This window comes from Actinophytocola xanthii, assembly GCF_001921205.1.
GTDB classification, from domain to species: Bacteria; Actinomycetota; Actinomycetes; order Mycobacteriales; family Pseudonocardiaceae; genus Actinophytocola; species Actinophytocola xanthii.
In genome coordinates, this window is the sequence record NZ_MSIE01000032.1 from 38,998 (window position 1) to 52,329 (window position 13,332).

Below are 13,332 nucleotides of genomic sequence, written 5' to 3' on the forward strand. Positions count from 1 at the left end.
CGGCGCGATCGCTCAGCCGAAACCGCGCCGGTTGTCCTTGTCCGGAAAGACAGCGACGAGGGCCAACACCTGCGCGGTGACCAGGAGCAGGAACCGTAGGACGCCGGTGGAGAACAGGGCGAGAACCAAGAACGTGATCGAGAGGGTCAGCCACAGGATGACCCACGGTGCCGTGCGCGGGCGCAGCCTCAATTCCCGTCCTCCTCGACTCGCCTGCCGAACCACGGAGCCTGCTCGTTGATGCGAAAGCCAATGACCATGCCCGACACGAACAGCGCCGCGAGCGTGATGACGGCGGTCCAACGCCACTTTCCTCTGGACACGACGGACCCGGTTCCCGTAGGTGAGCCGTCACTTCGACGGGGGATCGACATGGCGGAGCAGCAGGATGACCGCGGGGCCGACGACCAGGGCGCCCAGGGGCCACCTCGGCCAGGTCTGTCCCGTGGTCACCTCGATGTGGGCGACGAGAACACCCACGGCGACCGACGCGAGGACGAAGCCGAGCACCGCCAACAGGATCTTCTTCTTCCCATTGGCCCTCCGCGGTTCCCCCTCCGCCGTCATTCGAGCGTCCTCTCCGCGACACCGGCGGAAACGCCAGGCGACTTCGACCGAGCGTGTGTACGCTCCGGACACGCTCGACCACGCTAGGCAGGTGCCGCTCGGCTGGCAATCCGACGGATGGACCAAGCGGCTCCTCGTGTCCGCCGAGGCGTCCGCAGGGGACGTTTCGGTGTCGGTACCGAGGGGAACCAGGAGTGCGTAGCCCTGACCGGGTTATTCCGTTGCCCACGCTGTTTGGATGACTCTATGGACCTCTCGCTCCTGATCGCGTTCGCCGCGGCCTGTGTGGTCATCAGTGTGGTGCCCGGGCCGGACATGATGTTCATCATCGCCAACGGGATCGCCCGGGGGCGCACGGCCGGGGTGCTCGCCGCCCTGGGGATGTCCACGGGGATCGCGGTGCACACGATCGCGGCGGCGCTCGGGCTGGGCGCGTTGTTGCAGGCGGCGCCGATCGCGCTGGACGCGGTGCGGATCGTGGGCGCGGTGTTCCTGGTGTACCTCGCGATCTCGACGTTGCGGTCGGCGCGGCACGTCGCCGAGGTGGCGCCGGAGCGGTACGGCGGGCGGTCGCTTCGGCGGACCTACGTCATGGCGGTGTTGACCAACCTGGCCAATCCCAAGGTGATCCTGTTCTACATCGCCTTCTTCCCGCAGTTCCTGACCGTCGGCGGCTGGTCCACGTCGGTGCAGTTCCTCGTGATGGGCGCGATCCTCGTCGTCATCGGGTTCGCGGTGGACGGGACGGTCGGCTTCGCCTCCGGGGCGCTGTCCGCGCTGCTGCTGCGCCGTCCGGCCGTCCAGCGGTGGCTGAACCGGCTCTCGGCGGCGATCTTCGGTGCGTTGGCGGTGCGGCTGGTGGCCGACCGCTGACCGACGGCCTCAGGGCAGCTCGCGGCGCAGCATCCGGTACAGCACCTCGTCGCGCCAGGCGCCGGCGCGCCAGGCGTACTCGCGCAGCACCGCCTCGCGGACGAAGCCGGCCTTGTCCAGGGCCCGCTGCTCGGGGATGTTGTCCACGTCGGTCCACGCCTGGATGCGGTTGACCGGGTGGTGGGCGAACAGGTAGGCGGCGAGCAGGCGCTGCGCCGCGGTGCCGTGGCCCCGCCCGCGCCACCGCGGCCACAGGCAGATGCCGAACTCGAGCACGTGCACCTGCGGGCCGGTCTGCACCCGGTGCCAGGACACGAACCCCAGCGTCTCGTCACCGAGGGCCACCATGAGCACGGTCCGGTCGCCGATCAGCCGGTCCTCGGCCCACTGCCGACGCCAGGACCTACCGCTGCCGAAGCCGCCCCAGTTGTACTCGCCGATCCCCTCCGGGTCGTCGAACATCTCCTCGAGACGGTCGAGATCCGGTTCGGTGACCGGCCGCAGCCGCATCCGCTCGGTCATGCCGGCACCGTAGCCGTGCCGGCCGACCGGGCGTACTGGTTATCAGGCGAGCTCGGCGTCGAGGGTGATCTTCGTGCCGGCCAGCGCCTGGGACACCGGGCAGTTCTTCTTCGCGTCCTCGGCCGCGGCGGCGAAGTCCTCCTTGGAGATCCCGGGGATGCTCGCCCGCACGGTCAGGTGGATGCCGGTGATGCCCTCGCCGGGCTGGAAGGTCACCTCGGCCTTGGTGTCCACCGTCGTGGGCGGGGTGCCGGCGCCGGCGAGGCCGTGCGAGAGGGCCATCGAGTAGCAGGTCGAGTGCGCGGCCGCGATCAGCTCCTCCGGGCTGGTCTTGCCGTTGGCCGCCTCGGCCCGCGAGGGCCAGGACACCGGGTAGGAACCGATGCCGGACGAGTCCAACGAGACCGTGCCGGAGCCGTCGAGCAGAGCGCCCTCCCAGTGGGCGTTGGCGGTGCGGACGGTTGCCATGGGTCCTCCTCGTGGTGTGGATGATCTCCTGCCCCATCCTGCCCGCACCCCCCGGTACCGCGCATCCGCATGTGACCTGCCCCCGACCAGCACGTCAGCGTCTCGCTCACCTGTTCGATACGCTACCCGGGTGGCGTCAGACGGGGGAGTCGTCGAGCAGGGCCGGGTGTGCGGGGTCGTCCACGCGCACGCCCGTGTCGGCGGTGTGCAGCGGCCGCGCCTGGGCGTCGTAGCGCGCGAAGGCCGGCAGGCTCCACGCCTGGTCCGGGGGCATCCGCCGGGCCAGGGCGGGCGCGGAGACCCACAGGTGCACGGTGTGCTCGAACGGCAGCCCGCGGCCCAGCAGCAGGGCGCCGTCGAGCACCAGCACGCCACCGCTGGGCAGCTCGACGTAGTCGGCCCGGCTGGCCCGGTCGGTCTCGGCGTTCCACAGCGAGGGCAGCACCCGCCCGGATCCGTCCGGTCCGAGGGGATCGAGGAGCTCGCGGCGCAGTCCGCCGAGGTCGAGCCAGTCCTCGTAGCGCGCGTCCGGGTCCTCGCGGCCCCGTTCGAACCGGAGCGAGGCCGGCCGCAGGAAGTCCGCCGCGCGCACCCGCAGCACCGGCCGTCCGCGCAGCCGCAGCGCCTCGGCCAGCCCGTCAGCGAGGGCGCCGGGCTCGGCCGGCGGGGCGCCGTCCACGGCCACCCTGGTCCACGTCCCGGTCCGGCCCGCGGAGATCAGCTCGGCCAGCTCGTCGACCAGCAGGCCGGGGGAGACGGGGCGGAACCGCACCGGCCGATCATGCCACGCGGCCGCGGATTGTCGGTGCCACGCGGTAGAAACCGGTCACGCCCGGCGCGGGCCCAACACGCCGCGGAGGGTGTGCGTCGGTGGTCGTCCTCTCGTCGTAGGGTGGTGCCTCGTGGCGGCTGACTCCTTCGTTCATCTCCATGTACACACCGAGTACTCGATGCTCGACGGCGCCGCCAAGGTAGCGCCGCTGTTCGCCGAGGCCGCCCGGCTCGGCATGCCGGCGGTGGGTATGACCGACCACGGCAACATGTACGGGGCCGACGAGTTCTACCAGGGCGCCCGCAAGGCCGGCATCAAGCCGATCATCGGCATCGAGGCGTACGTCGCCCCGGCGAGCCGCTACCACAAGAAGCCGATCTTCTGGGGCGAGGCGCGCCAGCGCAGCAGCGACGAGCTCGGCGAGGGCGGCGACGTCTCCGGCGGCGGCGCCTACACGCACATGACCATGCTCGCCGGCAACGCCACCGGGCTCCGCAACCTCTTCACGCTCTCCTCGCTGGCGAGCATCCAGGGCTACTACCGCAAGCCGCGGATGGACCGGGAGCTGATCGCCGAGCACGCCGAGGGCATCATCGCGACCACCGGCTGCCCCTCCGGCGAGGTGCAGACCAGGCTCCGCCTCGGCCAGACCGCCGAGGCGCTCCAGGCCGCCGCCGACTACCGGGACATCTTCGGCCGGGACAACTTCTTCCTCGAGCTGATGGACCACGGCCTGCCGATCGAGCGCTCGGTCCGCGAGGGCCTGCTCGACGTCGCCCGCAAGCTCGAGCTGCGGCCGCTGGCCACCAACGACTCGCACTACGTCACCCGCGACCAGGCCGAGGCCCACGCGGCGTTGCTCTGCGTCCAGTCGGGCAAGACGCTGTCCGACCCGAACCGCTTCAAGTTCGACGGCGACGGCTACTACCTCAAGTCCGCCGCCGAGATGCGCGAGTACTGGGACCGCGAGGTACCCGGCGCCGCCGACTCCACGCTGCTGATCGCCGAGCGGGTGGAGTCCTACGAGGAGGTGTGGGCCTACGCCGACCGGATGCCGGTGTTCGACGTGCCGGAGGGGGAGACCCAGGCCAGCTGGCTGCACAAGGAGGTCATGCGCGGCCTCGACTGGCGGTTCCCGGACGGGATTCCGGAGGGCTACGTCGAGCGGGCCGAGTTCGAGCTGGGCGTGATCACCCAGAAGGGGTTCCCGGCCTACTTCCTCGTGGTCGCCGACCTGGTCAGCTACGCCCGGCGGGTCGGCATCCGGGTGGGTCCGGGCCGTGGGTCGGCGGCCGGCTCGCTGGTGGCCTACGCGCTGGGCATCACCAACATCGACCCGATCCCGCACGGTCTGCTGTTCGAGCGGTTCCTCAACCCCGAGCGCACGGCCATGCCCGACATCGACATCGACTTCGACGACCGCCGGCGCGGCGAGATGATCGCCTACGCCACCGACAAGTACGGCACGGACAAGGTCGCGCAGGTCATCACGTTCGGCACCATCAAGACCAAGGCCGCGCTCAAGGACTCCGCCCGGGTGCTGCACGGCCAGCCCGGGTTCTCCATCGCCGACCGCATCTCCAAGGCGCTGCCACCGCCGATCATGGCCAAGGACATCCCGCTGTCCGGCATCGTCGACCCGAAGCACGAGCGCTACGCCGAGGCCGCCGAGGTCCGCACGCTGATCGAGACCGACGCCGAGGTCGGCAAGATCTTCGAGACCGCGCGGGGCCTCGAGGGGCTGATCCGCAACGCCGGCGTGCACGCCTGCGCGGTGATCCTCTCCTCGGCCCCGCTGATGGAGTCGATCCCGCTCTGGCAGCGTGACGACGGCTCGATCATCACCGGCTGGGACTACCCGTCCTGCGAGGCCATCGGCCTGCTGAAGATGGACTTCCTCGGCCTGCGCAACCTCACGGTCATCGGCGACGCGATCGACAACGTCAGGGCCAACCGCGGCGAGGACATCGACCTCGACACGCTCGGCCTGGAGGACGCGAACACCTACAAGCTGCTCTCCCGCGGCGACACGCTCGGCGTGTTCCAGCTGGACGGCGGGCCCATGCGCGACCTGCTGCGGCGCATGCAGCCGACCGGGTTCGAGGACATCGTCGCGGTCGGCGCGCTGTACCGCCCCGGCCCGATGGGCATGAACGCCCACAACGACTACGCCGACCGCAAGAACAACCGGCAGAAGATCAAGCCGATCCACCCCGAGCTCGAGGAACCGCTCAAGGAGATCCTGTCCGAGACCTACGGACTGATCGTCTACCAAGAGCAGATCATGTTCATCGCCCAGAAGGTCGCCGGCTACTCCATGGGACAGGCCGACGTGCTCCGCAAGGCGATGGGCAAGAAGAAGGCCGAGGTCCTCGCCGAGGAGTTCACCCGGTTCGAGGCCGGCATGAAGGCCAGCGACCTGCGCCCGGGTGGCTTCTCCAAGGAGGCCATCAAGGCACTGTGGGACACGATCCTCCCGTTCGCCGGCTACGCGTTCAACAAGTCGCACGCCGCGGCCTACGGCCTGGTGTCCTACTGGACGGCCTACCTCAAGGCGAACTACCCGGCCGAGTACATGGCCGCGCTGCTCACCTCGGTCGCCGACAACAAGGACAAGTCGGCGGTCTACCTGTCCGAGTGCCGCCGGTCGGGCATCAAGGTGCTGCCGCCGGACGTCAACGAGTCCGGCCTGCGCTTCGCCGCGGTCGGGACCGACATCCGCTTCGGCCTGGGTGCCGTGCGCAACGTCGGGGCGAACGTCGTCGAGTCGATCATCCAGACCCGCGAGGCCAAGGGCGCCTACACCTCGTTCACCGACTTCCTCGACAAGTCCGAGCTGGTCTGCTGCAACAAGCGGGTGATCGAGTCGCTGGTCAAGGCCGGCGCGTTCGACTCGCTCGGGCACACCCGGCTCTCGCTCATCCAGGTGCACGAGGAGGCGGTCGAGGCGGTCGTCGGGCTCAAGCGCCAGGAGGCCATGGGTCAGTTCGACCTGTTCGGCGGGGACGACACCACGCCCGCGGCCGTCGACGCGTCGCCGCTGTCGCACCTCAGGTTCACCGCCGAGGAGTGGCCGCGCAAGCAGCTGCTCGGCTACGAGCGGGAGATGCTCGGCCTCTACGTCTCCGCCCACCCCCTCGACGGCGCCGAACGCCTGCTCCGCAAGCACGCGCCCAAGCCCATCGCCGAGATCATCAGCGACGCGCCCAAGGAGGGCGAGATCGTCCTGTCCGGCATGATCTCCGCGCTGGAACGCCGGGTGAACAAGCAGGGCGAGCCGTGGGCGATCTGCACGATCGAGGACCTGGACGCCTCGATCGAGGTGCTGTTCTTCGCCAAGTCGTACTCGGTGCTCTCCCAGGACCTGGTCGAGGACGCGGCGGTCGCGGTGAAGGGCCGGGTCAACTGGCGCGAGGACAAGATGTCCATCTTCGGCTCGGGCCTGATTCCGCTGGACATCACCGACGCCGACCTGACCGGCCCGGGCGAGGTGCCGCTGGTCCTGCTGTGCAACCCCGGCAAGCTGAACGACGAGGTCGTGGGGGAGCTGAAGAACACCCTCTCCGCCCACCGCGGCGAGACCCCGGTGCACCTCAAGTTCGTGCACAAGGAGAACGGCGTCACGCTGGCGCTGGACGACTACCCGATCAAGGTGACACCCGCGTTCCTCGGCGAGATCAAGGCGATCCCCGGCGTCGCGGTGGACGCGTGAGCGGGGTGCGCACGGGCACCGGGTCCACCGCTGCCGTCCTGGCCGCCGTCGCCCTGGTCGCCGGTACCGTCCTCGCGCCGCCGGCGGCGGCCGAGCACGGCCACGGCCTTCCGCTCGGGCCGGCCGACCTGCCCGAGACCAGGACGCTCCAGGTGCTCCAGCCCGGCGTCACCCTGACCACGATCGTGCGTGGCGAGCCGGATCCGGCCAACGGGTGGACGGTCGAGGTCGCCGTCCCCGGCGGTGGCGGCCCCGACCCGGACACACCGCCGACCGCCGTCGCCGACCGCGAGCACGCCGACCGGCTGGCCGGCGCGCTGCGGGAGCGCGGGTTCGCCGCGCGGGTGGAGGAGGTCGACACCCGGCGGGTCGCCGACCACCCCGGAGGGACGCTCGGGTTCCGGGTGCGGATCGGCCACCACGCCCAGCGGCCCGCCGCCGACGCGGTGCTGGCGCAGGTGCGGGCCGCCGGCTTCACCGCCTCCACGGTGTTCACCGGCTGGGACGGCGACCCCGCCGACCGCGGGCCCTGGCGCGTCCAGGTGCTGACCGTCGACCCGAGGACCTTCCGCGGCGACCTGGTCGCCGACTTCGGACCCGACCTCGAGCAGCGGGAGACCACGAGCGCGCTCGCCGCGGCTCGCGACGCCACCGCCGCGGTCAACGCTGGCTTCTTCGTGCTCGACCCGGCGGCCGGTGCGCCGGGCGACCCGGCCGGCCTCGGTGTCTACGACGGCCGGCTGCTGAGCGAGGCGGTCGACGGCCGGCCCGTGTTCGCCTTCGGCGCCGACGCCCGACACGCCGCCGTCGCCCGCTACGGCTGGATCGGCACGGTGAGCGCGGGTCACCGCCGGCTCCGGCTCGACGGCCTCGACCGGGTGCCCGGCCTCATCCGTAACTGCGGCGGCACCCGCGACGACCTCCCCACCTTCCGGCCGCTGCACGACACGACCTGCACCGACCCGGACGAGCTGGTCGCCTTCACCACCCACTTCGGCGCCGCCACGCCGTCGGGGCCCGGGGTGGAGGCGGTGCTCGACCGGCGCGGTCGGGTCCTGGAGGTGCGCGAGCCGCGCGGGGGCGATCTCCCGCCCGGCGGCAGCTCGGTCCAGGCCACCGGGAGCAGGGCCGCCGACCTGCGGCGCGTGGCCGTTCCCGGCGCCACCCTCACCGTGGGCGGCAGGCTGACCGGCGCGCCGCCGCCCGGCCGGCGGGCGATGGTGGTCAACGGCGGCCCTGAGCTGGTGCGCGACGGCCGTCCACACGCCACACCGAGGGCCGACGGCATGGTCCGCCCGGGCGACCCGAGCTTCTACTACGGCTGGGTCGCGAAGCGGAACCCGCGCACGATCGCGGGTGTCGACGCCCGCGGCAGGATCCTGCTGGTCACGGTGGACGGTCGAGGGCTGTCCAGCCTCGGACTGTCCATCCCGGAGTCCGCCGACGTCGCCGCGGCCCTGGGCATGCGCGACGCGGTCAACCTGGACGGTGGCGGTTCGACGACGATGGTCGTCGGGGACCGAGTGGTCAACACGCCCTCCGACGCCGCGGGGGAGCGCCCGGTCGGCGACGCGATCCTGGTCCTGCGATAGGGGGCGGCGTGGACGCCGATCGGCTGATCGCGCTCGACCGGGCGCACGTCTGGCACCCCTACGGACCCATGCCGGGCACCAGCGACCCGCTCGTGGTCGAGTCGGCAGAGGGGGTCCGCCTGCGGCTCGCCGACGGTCGGGAGCTGGTCGACGGCATGTCCTCGTGGTGGGCGGCCATCCACGGCTACCGGCACCCGGTGCTCGACGCCGCGCTCGTCGAGCAGTCCCGCCGGATGAGCCACGTCATGTTCGGCGGGCTCACCCACGAGCCCGCCGTCGCGCTCGCCTCGACCCTGGTGGAGATCACCCCGGAGCCGCTGCGGCACGTGTTCCTCTGCGACTCCGGTTCGGTGTCGGTCGAGGTCGCGGTCAAGATGTGCCTGCAGTACTGGCGCTCGGCCGGGCGGCCGGAGAAGCGGCGGATGATGACCTGGCGGGGCGGCTACCACGGCGACACCTTCCACCCGATGAGCGTGTGCGACCCGGAGGGCGGGATGCACAGCCTCTGGCGCGGCGTGCTGCCCGACCAGCTGTTCGCCGGCCCGCCCCCCGCCGCGCTGGAGCACGACTACGTCGAGCACCTCGCGACGTTGATCGAGACCCACGCCGACGAGCTGGCCGGGGTGATCGTGGAGCCGGTGGTGCAGGGCGCGGGCGGGATGCGCTTCCACGACCCCCGCTACCTGCACGTGCTGCGCGAGCTCACGCTCGCCCACGACGTCCTGCTCGTGTTCGACGAGATCGCCACCGGCTTCGGACGCACGGGGGAGATGTTCGCCGCCGACCACGCCGGGGTGGCCCCCGACGTGATGTGCCTCGGCAAGGCGATGACCGGTGGCTACCTGAGCATGGCGGCCACCCTCTGTACGCCGCGGGTCGCCGACGGCATCTCCCGCGGCGCGGTGCCCGTACTGGCGCACGGACCGACCTTCATGGGCAACCCGCTGGCCGCGGCCGTGTCCCGGGCGTCCATCGACCTGCTCCGCGCCCAGGACTGGCGCGCCGCGGTGGCCGGCATCGAGACCGCGCTCACGACCGGCCTTGCCCCCGCCCGCACCCTGCCAGGCGTACGCGAGGTCCGCGTGCTGGGTGCGATCGGCGTCGTCCAGCTGGACCACGAGGTGGACCTGGCCGCTGCCACCGCCGCCGCCGTCGAGCACGGGGCGTGGCTGCGTCCCTTCCGAGACCTGATCTACACGATGCCGCCCTTCGTGAGCCGACCGGCCGACATCGAGACGATCACCGGCGCCGTGCTGGCCGCCGCTGCCGCCGGGTGACCGGGTCCGACCGGTTGACCCGAGGAACCTCGCCGACCGGCGCCGTCAGCGGCACTCGCGGCGGGAGGTGCGGCGGGGGCGCCGCAGGCCGGCCAGGGTGGCGGCCAGCTCCATCGGTGTCGGCTCGACCAGCACCGTGCCGTCCGGGGTCACCAGGACCGGGATCTCGGTGCGGCCGCCGGCGATCTCCACCGCACGCGTCCGCACCTCCTCGATGCTCGTGTCGTGCGCGGCGAACGGCACCTGGTGGCGCGTCAGCCACGCCGTGATCTGCCGCGTGTCGCTGCACCAGTCGGCGCCGAACAGCTGGACCTGGTCATCGCCGGTGAACACGGCCTAGACGATACCTACCACCGGCCCGGGTGCGGTTGCGGCGAACGGGTGGGACTAACCTGACGCTCCGTGAGTGTCATCGTGCTCACGGGTACCGGAACCGGAGTCGGAAAAACGGTGGTCACCGCCGCTGTGGCCGCGCTGGCCCGCGCCCGGGGCCACAGCGTCGCGGTGTTGAAGCCGGCACAGACCGGAGTCGCGCCCGGCGAGCCGGGCGACGTGCACGAGGTCTCCCGCCTGGCCGGTGACGAGGTCACCACCTGGGAGCTGGCCCGCTTCCCGGACCCGCTGGCCCCCGGCACGGCCGCGCGACGCGCCGGAGCGCTGCCGGTCACGCCCTCCCAGGCCGCCGCCGCGGCCGTGGAGCTCTCCCGCGGGCACGACCTGGTCCTGGTCGAGGGCGCGGGCGGGCTGCTCGTCCGGATGGACGACCACGGCGGCACCATCGCCGACGTGGCCTGGTCGATCGGCGCGCCGGTCCTCGTCGTCGCCGAAGCCGGGCTGGGCACGCTCAACGCGACGGCACTCACCACCGAGGCCCTGCGCCGCCGCGGCATCGAGTGCGCGGGCGTGGTCGTCGGCTCCTGGCCCGCCGAGCCCGACCTCGCCGCCCGCTGCAACCTCGACGACCTCCCGGTGGTGGCCGAGGCTCCGCTGGTCGGCGCGGTCCCCTCGAACGCCGGCGGGCTCGACCGGGCGGCGTTCCTGACGGTCGCCAGGGCCTCGCTCGCGCCGGCCCTCGGTGGGGAGTTCGACGCGAACGGGTTCGCGGCGGAACACGCCGCGTGATGACGACCGGCTCGAAGGCTGGTCGGCGCGTGAGATACATCGCGTTCCTCTCGGCAGCGCGTGCGGCAGACTTGGCCGGAAGGCCGATCACCACGAGCGAGGAGGCACCCGTGACCGCTGCCGCCGAACGGAGCAGGGCCGACCATTCGGCTGCTGTCGACACTCACGACGTGCTGGCGTTCGCTCGTGAGCAGGTGCTCGAGCGGGGGGTCGGGCTCGACGAGGCGCGGGTGCTCGAGATCCTTCGGCTGCCCGACGACCGGGTCCCCGAGCTGCTCGCGCTCGCTCACGAGGTGCGGATGCGCTGGTGCGGCCCGGAGGTCGAGGTCGAGGGCATCGTCAGCCTGAAGACCGGCGGGTGCCCGGAGGACTGCCACTTCTGCTCCCAGTCCGGGCAGTTCCCCTCGCCGGTGCGCTCGGCCTGGCTGGACATCCCCGGCCTGGTCCGCGCGGCCAGGGAGACCGCGGAGACCGGGGCCAGCGAGTTCTGCATCGTGGCCGCGGTGCGCGGGCCGGACAAGCGTCTGCTGTCCCAGGTTCGGGACGGCATCAAGGCCATCCGCGAGGACGGCAACGACATCCAGATCGCGTGCTCGCTCGGCATGCTCACCCAGGAGCAGGTCGACGAGCTGGTCGCGATGGGCGTGCACCGGTACAACCACAACCTCGAGACCGCGCGCTCGCACTTCCCGTCTGTGGTCACGACCCACACCTGGGAGGAGCGCTGGGAGACGCTGCGGATGGTGCACGCGGCCGGCATGGAGGTCTGCTGCGGCGGCATCATCGGCATGGGGGAGAGCGTCGAGCAGCGCGCGGAGTTCGCCGCGCAGCTCGCCGAGCTCGACCCGCACGAGGTGCCGATGAACTTCCTCATCCCGCAGGCCGGCACGCCGTACGAGAACTACGAGATCGTCGAGGGCAGGGACGCGCTGCGCACCGTGGCCGCGTTCCGTCTCGCCCTGCCGCGCACGCTGCTCCGCTTCGCCGGCGGCCGCGAGCTGACCCTCGGCGACCTCGGCGCCGAGCAGGGCATGCTGGGCGGGATCAACGCGATCATCGTCGGCAACTACCTGACCAACCTCGGCCGCCCGGCCCAGCAGGACCTCGACATGCTGACCGAGCTGAACATGCCGATCAAGGCGCTGAGCGACACGCTGTGACGGCGGCGTTCTGCGTGCACTGCGGCAAGCCACCGGCCGAGGGCGACCACGGCCGGTGCGCCAGGTTGCGTGCGGCGGTCGACCCGCCCCGCTACTGCCCGGAGTGCGCCCGCCGCATGGTCGTGCAGGTGACGCCCACGGGCTGGTCGGCCCGGTGCAGCCGCCACGGCGAGCGTTCCTCCCGGGCGGAGGCGTTTCCGAGAGCCTCCGCGCCGGAAGGCTCTTCGTTCAACGCGGTCTCGCCGACCGACTAGTCTTCGCCTGGTAGGCGGACGGCGAGCGGGCGAGCGGAGGACGGCGTGGCGGAACAACCGGCCGGGGCACAGGGCGCCGCGCCGCTCCGACCCGACCCCGCCAACGGCGACGGTGGTGACGGCGGCGGCTCTGGAACCGGCAGCCGCAACGGCACCCGACCGCCCGGTTCCGAGCCCGTGGGCCACTCGGTCGGCTCGGCGCCCACCGCCGGGGACTTGACTGGTCCAGAGCCCGTCTCCGGCGACGGGGCTGGTTCGGCGCCGGTCTCCGGCGACCCGGTCGGTGTGGGGCCGGCTCCCGGTCACCCGGCTGGCTCGGAGCCTGGCTCCGGCTATCCGGCCGCTTCGGCGGCCCTCTCCGGGCACTCCGCCGGTTCCGAGCCCCACCCCGGCCCCGGTCACCCGGCCGGTCCCGCTCCGGCCGCTCCGACACCGGTCCCCGGGCTCCCGGCCCACCAGGCCTACCCCGACTACCTGCCCTACCCCTGGCACCAGCCCCGGCCGCGCGTGGTCGTCCGGGCCGACCTCGTCCCCGCCGTCAGCGTCATGTCCACGGTCGCGTTGCTCGGCTTCGCGGTGGCCTGGTTGTGGTCGGTGCTCGCGCCGCCGGTGCGGATGGTGATCGGCAACGACGGGCAGCCCTTCCCTCTCGTGGCGGAGAGCTACCACCGGGCCGACGGCATGGTCATCTTCATCCTGCTCGGCCTGGCCGCGGGGCTGGTCAGCGGTGTCGCCGTCTGGTTCCTGCGCGAACGGCGCGGGCCCGTGGTCATGGCCGCCGCCGTGGCGGGGTCGGCGTTGGGCGGGTGGCTCGCCACCGCGCTCGGGACGGCCTGGGCCGAGGGCCGCTACCCCACGCCGGGCGAGGTGCAGACCCTCGACATCGTCGAGGTGGCGCCCCGGCTGGAGAGCATGTGGGTACTGCTGGCCTGGCCGCTCACCACGGCGCTGGCCTACGGCGTCCTCGCCGCCTGGAACAGCATGGACGACCTGGGCCGACGGCTGGGCTAGCC

At 72.3% G+C, this 13,332-nt stretch carries 15 protein-coding genes; 8 read left to right on the plus strand and 7 right to left on the minus strand.

The window, feature by feature from the left end; translation table 11 throughout:
- Positions 1–12: 12 nt before the first annotated feature.
- From BU204_RS18245 to BU204_RS18250, 3 genes are read right to left on the minus strand one after another with little or no spacing between them, the layout of a single operon-like run.
- Positions 13–192, minus strand: coding sequence for a hypothetical protein (locus BU204_RS18245; protein WP_075126893.1), 180 nt, complete (start codon positions 190–192; stop codon positions 13–15).
- A complete protein-coding gene (locus BU204_RS41960; RefSeq protein WP_269844651.1) occupies positions 189–323 on the minus strand; it encodes a hypothetical protein in 135 nt (44 codons plus the stop codon). The genes BU204_RS18245 and BU204_RS41960 overlap by 4 nt, the downstream gene beginning before the upstream one ends.
- A gap of 28 nt (positions 324–351) precedes the next feature.
- Positions 352–567, minus strand: coding sequence for a hypothetical protein (locus BU204_RS18250; protein ID WP_075126894.1), 216 nt, complete (start codon positions 565–567; stop codon positions 352–354).
- A 246-nt stretch (positions 568–813) separates the two neighbouring features.
- On the opposite strand from BU204_RS18250, the gene BU204_RS18255 reads away from it, so the two are divergent.
- A complete protein-coding gene (locus tag BU204_RS18255; RefSeq protein WP_075126895.1) occupies positions 814–1,440 on the plus strand; it encodes a LysE family translocator in 627 nt (208 codons plus the stop codon).
- A 9-nt stretch (positions 1,441–1,449) separates the two neighbouring features.
- On the opposite strand, the gene BU204_RS18260 is transcribed toward BU204_RS18255, so the two are convergent.
- The 3 genes from BU204_RS18260 to BU204_RS18270 form a co-directional block, all read right to left on the minus strand.
- Positions 1,450–1,962, minus strand: coding sequence for a GNAT family N-acetyltransferase (locus BU204_RS18260; RefSeq protein WP_075126896.1), 513 nt, complete (start codon positions 1,960–1,962; stop codon positions 1,450–1,452).
- 42 nt (positions 1,963–2,004) lie between these two features.
- Complete coding sequence (locus BU204_RS18265; protein WP_075126897.1) at positions 2,005–2,430, minus strand: OsmC family peroxiredoxin; 426 nt, start codon at positions 2,428–2,430, stop codon at positions 2,005–2,007.
- A gap of 136 nt (positions 2,431–2,566) precedes the next feature.
- Positions 2,567–3,202, minus strand: coding sequence for a nucleoside/nucleotide kinase family protein (locus BU204_RS18270; RefSeq protein ID WP_075126898.1), 636 nt, complete (start codon positions 3,200–3,202; stop codon positions 2,567–2,569).
- Positions 3,203–3,332: 130 nt separating this feature from the next.
- Between BU204_RS18270 and dnaE the strand changes: the two genes are divergently transcribed.
- From dnaE to BU204_RS18285, 3 genes are read left to right on the plus strand one after another with little or no spacing between them, the layout of a single operon-like run.
- A complete protein-coding gene (gene dnaE, locus BU204_RS18275) occupies positions 3,333–6,914 on the plus strand; it encodes a DNA polymerase III subunit alpha (protein WP_075126899.1) in 3,582 nt (1,193 codons plus the stop codon).
- Positions 6,911–8,506 (plus strand): phosphodiester glycosidase family protein, encoded by a 1,596-nt coding sequence (locus BU204_RS18280; RefSeq protein ID WP_075126900.1) that lies wholly within the window; start codon positions 6,911–6,913, stop codon positions 8,504–8,506. The genes dnaE and BU204_RS18280 overlap by 4 nt, the downstream gene beginning before the upstream one ends.
- Positions 8,507–8,514: 8 nt before the next feature.
- Positions 8,515–9,783: an adenosylmethionine--8-amino-7-oxononanoate transaminase gene (locus BU204_RS18285; RefSeq protein WP_075126901.1), complete on the plus strand. Its 1,269-nt coding sequence runs from the start codon at positions 8,515–8,517 to the stop codon at positions 9,781–9,783.
- Positions 9,784–9,828: 45 nt separating this feature from the next.
- On the opposite strand, the gene BU204_RS18290 is transcribed toward BU204_RS18285, so the two are convergent.
- Positions 9,829–10,116 (minus strand): glutaredoxin family protein, encoded by a 288-nt coding sequence (locus BU204_RS18290; RefSeq protein ID WP_075126902.1) that lies wholly within the window; start codon positions 10,114–10,116, stop codon positions 9,829–9,831.
- 69 nt (positions 10,117–10,185) lie between these two features.
- Here BU204_RS18290 and bioD point away from each other — a divergent pair, with 69 nt between their 5' ends.
- The 4 genes from bioD to BU204_RS41385 all read left to right on the plus strand — a co-directional run bounded on the left by bioD (position 10,186) and on the right by BU204_RS41385 (position 13,330).
- Complete coding sequence (gene bioD, locus BU204_RS18295; RefSeq protein WP_075126903.1) at positions 10,186–10,905, plus strand: dethiobiotin synthase; 720 nt, start codon at positions 10,186–10,188, stop codon at positions 10,903–10,905.
- Between the two features lie 170 nt (positions 10,906–11,075).
- Positions 11,076–12,065 carry a biotin synthase BioB gene (gene bioB / locus BU204_RS18300; RefSeq protein ID WP_408608017.1) on the plus strand — a complete coding sequence of 330 codons (990 nt, stop codon included), beginning with the start codon at positions 11,076–11,078 and terminating at the stop codon, positions 12,063–12,065.
- Positions 12,062–12,319, plus strand: coding sequence for a biotin synthase auxiliary protein BsaP (gene bsaP / locus BU204_RS18305; protein ID WP_075126905.1), 258 nt, complete (start codon positions 12,062–12,064; stop codon positions 12,317–12,319). Before bioB ends, bsaP begins: the two co-directional genes overlap by 4 nt.
- Before the next feature lie 45 nt (positions 12,320–12,364).
- The gene (locus BU204_RS41385) at positions 12,365–13,330 is read left to right on the plus strand and encodes a DUF2567 domain-containing protein (protein ID WP_233160398.1); all 966 of its coding nucleotides are present in this window, start codon (positions 12,365–12,367) and stop codon (positions 13,328–13,330) included.
- The last annotated feature ends 2 nt before the right edge of the window (positions 13,331–13,332 follow it).